This window comes from Polaromonas sp. P1_E1_2, assembly GCF_056406035.1.
This window is the reverse complement of record NZ_JBFUAZ010000363.1, coordinates 1-4,339: the sequence shown is the minus strand read 5'-3', so window position 1 is coordinate 4,339 and position 4,339 is coordinate 1. Positions and strand designations below refer to the sequence as shown.

The 4,339-nt window shown below is 62.9% G+C and carries 3 protein-coding genes; 1 reads left to right on the top strand and 2 read right to left on the bottom strand.

Translation table 11 applies throughout. The features are described from left to right. Both AC1D1P_RS15695 and AC1D1P_RS15690 read right to left on the bottom strand, forming a co-directional pair. Positions 1–667: oxepin-CoA hydrolase, alternative type (locus tag AC1D1P_RS15695; protein ID WP_477673616.1), on the bottom strand; the 667-nt coding region annotated here is incomplete at its 3' end. Positions 668–827: 160 nt separating this feature from the next. Further along, positions 828–2,348, bottom strand: a complete 1,521-nt coding sequence (locus tag AC1D1P_RS15690; RefSeq protein ID WP_477673615.1) for a 3-hydroxyacyl-CoA dehydrogenase — start codon at positions 2,346–2,348, stop codon at positions 828–830. Between the two features lie 56 nt (positions 2,349–2,404). Between AC1D1P_RS15690 and AC1D1P_RS15685 the strand changes: the two genes are divergently transcribed. Beyond that, a partial coding sequence (locus tag AC1D1P_RS15685; RefSeq protein ID WP_477673614.1) for a type IV pilus assembly protein FimV occupies positions 2,405–4,339 on the top strand: 1,935 nt, incomplete at its 3' end.

The window sequence follows — 4,339 nt, the reverse complement described above, 5'->3', positions numbered from 1 at the left end:
GCGTGCTGCCGGCTGCGTCGTTGAAGAGTTCCTTGATGCTGCCCAGCGCATTGGGCGCGCGCGCATTCAGGTTTTCGGCCAGTTCAAGCGCTTGGGCCAAGGCCTCACCCGGGGCCGCAACGCGGTTCACCAGGCCAAAATCGTGCAGTCGGCGCGCGCCTATGCGTTCGCCGGCCATCAGCAATTCGCTGGCCAGCGCACGCGGCAAGGCGCGCGCCAGGACCCAGCTGCCGCCACCGTCGGGTGAGAGTGCCACGGTGCTGTAAGACATCACGAACACAGCGTTATCCGCTGCAACGACGAAGTCGCAGGCCAGCGCCAGTGAAAAACCCGCGCCGGCGGCAGCACCTTCCACGGCGGCGATCACCGGCTTGGGATAAGTCCGGATCGAGTCGATCCAGTTGTGCAGGCCTTCAATGCTCTGGGCTTGCACCTCCGGCGCCTCGCGGCGGTTGGCTTCCAGTCGCTGCAGGTTGCCCCCAGCGCAAAACATGGCACCTTCGCCGGTGATCACCACGCTGCGGATGTCTGGGTTGTTTTCAGCAGCATTTAGCGCCTCAATGCCCGCAGCGTAAATATCGGGGCCGAGCGCGTTCTTGAACTCGGGGTTGCTGATCGTCAGGATAAGGGTCTGACCCTCGCTCGTACCTTTGATTGCGCCTGCCATGCTAGTTTTTCCAATGCATCGAAATAAGAAATAGGCAGGGACCAAGTCCCCGTACAGATCCCCTTGCCAGTGGGGGCCGCGGAACTGGCTTCGCCAGGCCGCAGGCGCCGCCCCCTCGAGGGGGGAAGGTGCTACACGAAGTGAGCATCCGAAGGGGGTGTTATTCCTCCTGGTGTAACAGGCTAAGGCCGATGGCGCCGCGCCGCCGCAGCCAGGGGGAAGGGCGGTAGCGTTGGTCGCCGTAAACGGTCTGCATGTTGAACAACACTTCCAGCACATTGGTGGGGCCGTAGCGGTCACCCATGGCCAGCGGGCCCAAGGGGTAACCGAGGCCCAGCGTCACAGCCGTCTCAAGGTCTTTCGGGCTGCAAATGCCTTGCTGGCAAATGTCGCTGGCGATGTTGACGATGGTGGCCACCACGCGCTGGGTGACAAAGCCGCCGCTGTCGCGGATCACGCTGACCGCTTTGCCGTCGCGGGCGAAGAGGGCATGGGCGGCGTCGCGCATGTCGGTACGGGTGGCCGGGTTGGTCGCCAGTACGCGCCGCTTGGTGGCTGCGTCGTCGATCAGCATGTCGATGCCCACGGTGCGGGCCGGGTCCAGCCGCTCCACGACGGCGACGGTGGTGATGTCAAAGCCAAGGGGCGCCACCAGCATCAGGGCCTGCGGCGATGCGGAGGCGCCGGTCTCAATTTTGGCGCCCAGGTTTTTGAGCAGTTGCAACAGCTCCGAGCGGCGCGAAGCACGCGGCGACACCCACACCGGCGGAAGTTCGGTCACACCAGGGACGGCCTGCTCGGGCGGAACTTGCATGGTGCCGTCGGTGTAGCGGTAAAAGCCTTCACCGGTCTTGCGGCCCAGCACTCCGCCGGCCAGGCGCTGCGCCGTGATCACATTGGGGCGGTAGCGGGCTTCTTGGTAGTACTGGTGGTAGATTGACTCCATCACGGGATGGGAGACGTCGAGCCCGGTCAAGTCCATCAGCTCGAAAGGACCCAGCTTGAAGCCGGCCTGGTCGCGCAGGATGCGGTCTATGGTGGCGAAGTCGGCGACGCCTTCGCTGACGATGCGMAGCGCTTCGGTGCCGTAGCCTCGGCCGGCGTGGTTGACGATGAAGCCGGGCGTGTCTTGGGCCTGCACGGGTGTGTGGCCCATTTGCCGGGCGTATTGGCTCAGGCCTTCGCACACAGCGGGACTGGTCTTCAGGCTGGCGATGACCTCCACCACTTTCATCAGTGGAACGGGATTGAAGAAATGGTAACCGGCAAGGCGTTCGGGGTGCTTCAGGTCTGCGGCGATGGCCGTTACAGAAAGCGAGGAGGTATTGCTGGCCAGAATGGTGTGCACAGGTACCAGTGTCTCGAGTTCGGCGAACAGGGCTTTCTTGACCTCCAGCCGCTCCACGATGGCTTCGATGATGAGGTCGCAGGCCGCCAGGTCGGTGAGGGTGGCGGCCAGCACAAGCCGGTCTTTGTGCCCGGCTGCCGCGGCTGCGTCGATGCGGCCTTTTTCAACGAGCTTGTCCCATTGGGCACAGATGGCTTCGCGCGCTTTTTCCGCGGCGCCTGCCTGCGCGTCCATCAGCCTGACGGTGCTGCCGGCCTGCACGGCGATCTGCGCAATGCCGCGCCCCATGGCGCCGGTGCCAACTATTCCCACATTCGTGTAATTTACTTCCATGCCTGAATTATGGCTGACCGTATTTGGCAGGGTACCGTGTCAAAATTGCCCACCCCATGAAACTTGCCAAGAAGCCTGTCAAATATCTCCTTGGCGTTCTGCTGATGGGCGTTGCCGTCCACAGCGTGGCCTTGTCGCTGGGGCGCATGCGCGGCGCCACCCTTGTCGGACGCCCCCTTGATGTCACCCTGTCGGCGCACCTGGACGGCACGGAAGGGTTGTCTGCAGTCTGTGTGGCGGCAGATGTGTTTTTTGGCGACAGCCAGGTTGCCCAGGACAAGGTACGTGTCATCACGTCGCAAGGCGCTTCCGGTGAAGCGCTGATCCGCATCCGCACAAGCTCCGGCGTCGATGAGCCGGTCGTGACACTCTATGTGCGTGAAGGATGCCTGCAGAAAAACACGCGCAAGTATGTGCTGCTGGCGGAAGTGGCCGGAGAAAACACCAGCCCGGTTCCCGTTGTCGGCGGAGAAGCCGTTGCGACTGCGCCTCTGGTGGCGCAGATGCCTGGAGTTGCTGGCGCCGGCGGTAACGCCGCAAAGGCACAGGCAGGCTCCGCGCCCTCCAGCCCGGGAAAAGCCCCAAGAGCGAGGTCCGGAAAAGTCCCGCCTGTCGGAGGCAGTGAATTGCGATCGGCTACCTCAGTTGGGTTGCTGCAGGCAACGCCTGCTGTTCGCGGGGCTGGCAAGTCCGCATCCGGGCCAGCGGGCAAGCTCCGTTCTCGCCTGAAACTTGACCCCATTGACCTGGCGGCCGAGCGCGACCCTGTGCTCCGGTCTTCGCCGGAGCTGCTGACGGAGCCCTCAACAGACGCCCAGCAGCGCGCTGCCGCCGCCGCACTGTGGCAGGCGCTTAATGCACAGCCGCAAGACATGGTGCGCGACAGCCAGCGCCTGAAATCCCTGGAAGCCGATGTTGCCGGCATGCTCGCGCGAAGCCAGAAAACCGAAAAAGCCGTGATGGAAATGCGCGGCCAGCTTGAGCAGGCGCGCGGTGAACGCTATAACAACTGGCTCGTATACGCCCTTTACGCCTTGCTGGCCGCCTCCCTTCTTGCGATCCTGGCACTATGGATACGTAGCCGACAGCAAAGCCGTGTCAGCCGGGGATCCTGGTGGGGCAAAGGGTTTGCCGAAGACAGCGCGCCTTATGTGACTGAAGGTACGGGTAACACCGGGAAAGCCTTCTTGCGCAGGGCCTCAGAAGCTGAATCGGTGAGCGCCGGGCCTTTGCCCGATTCGCTGGTTGATTTCGATCCCAGCGAACCATTTTTCGAGGCGCCGAAAAATACGCCGGCTTCAAGCGCCGTGGCGCGCCCAAGGGTTGCCGAATCCAGATTCCCCTCGGAATTTCTGCCTAGCCTGAGCGGTATCAGCAGCATGCCGCGGATTGTGAATGCCGAAGAGCTGTTTGATGTGCAGCAACAGGCCGATTTCTTCCTGTCGCTCGGCCGGCCCGACAAGGCGGTAGATGTTCTGCGTCACCACATCATGGACAACGTGGAAACAAGCGCGCTCGTCTATCTCGACCTGTTTGACCTCTATCACAGCTTGGGCCGCCGCGAGGATTACGACGCGTTGCGCACAGACTTCAACAAGATGTTCAATGCCAAGGTGCCGGCATTCGACGAATACGCGGCGGATACGCACGATCTGGAGTATTACACGGAGGCCCTCTCGCGGATTGAGGCCCTCTGGCCAACTCCCAAGGTGCTCGACGTACTTGAAGAGTCCATATTCCGCAAACCGGATTCGCGGGGAGAGGTCTTCAGCCTGGCCGCCTACCGCGAGCTGTTGCTCCTCCACTCTATCGCAAAAAGGATTGTTAGCCGGCCGCCCGGCGACGCCGAAGCACCGGTCAGGTTGTCGGACGCACCTTCGGTTCCGACCATGCCGGACACGCTCCCTGGCGTTGCAGGTTTTGGGCCTACCAGCATCCAGCCACTGTCAGCCCGGTTCCAGATCGTGGCGCCCTTGCCATCTCCTGCCGTG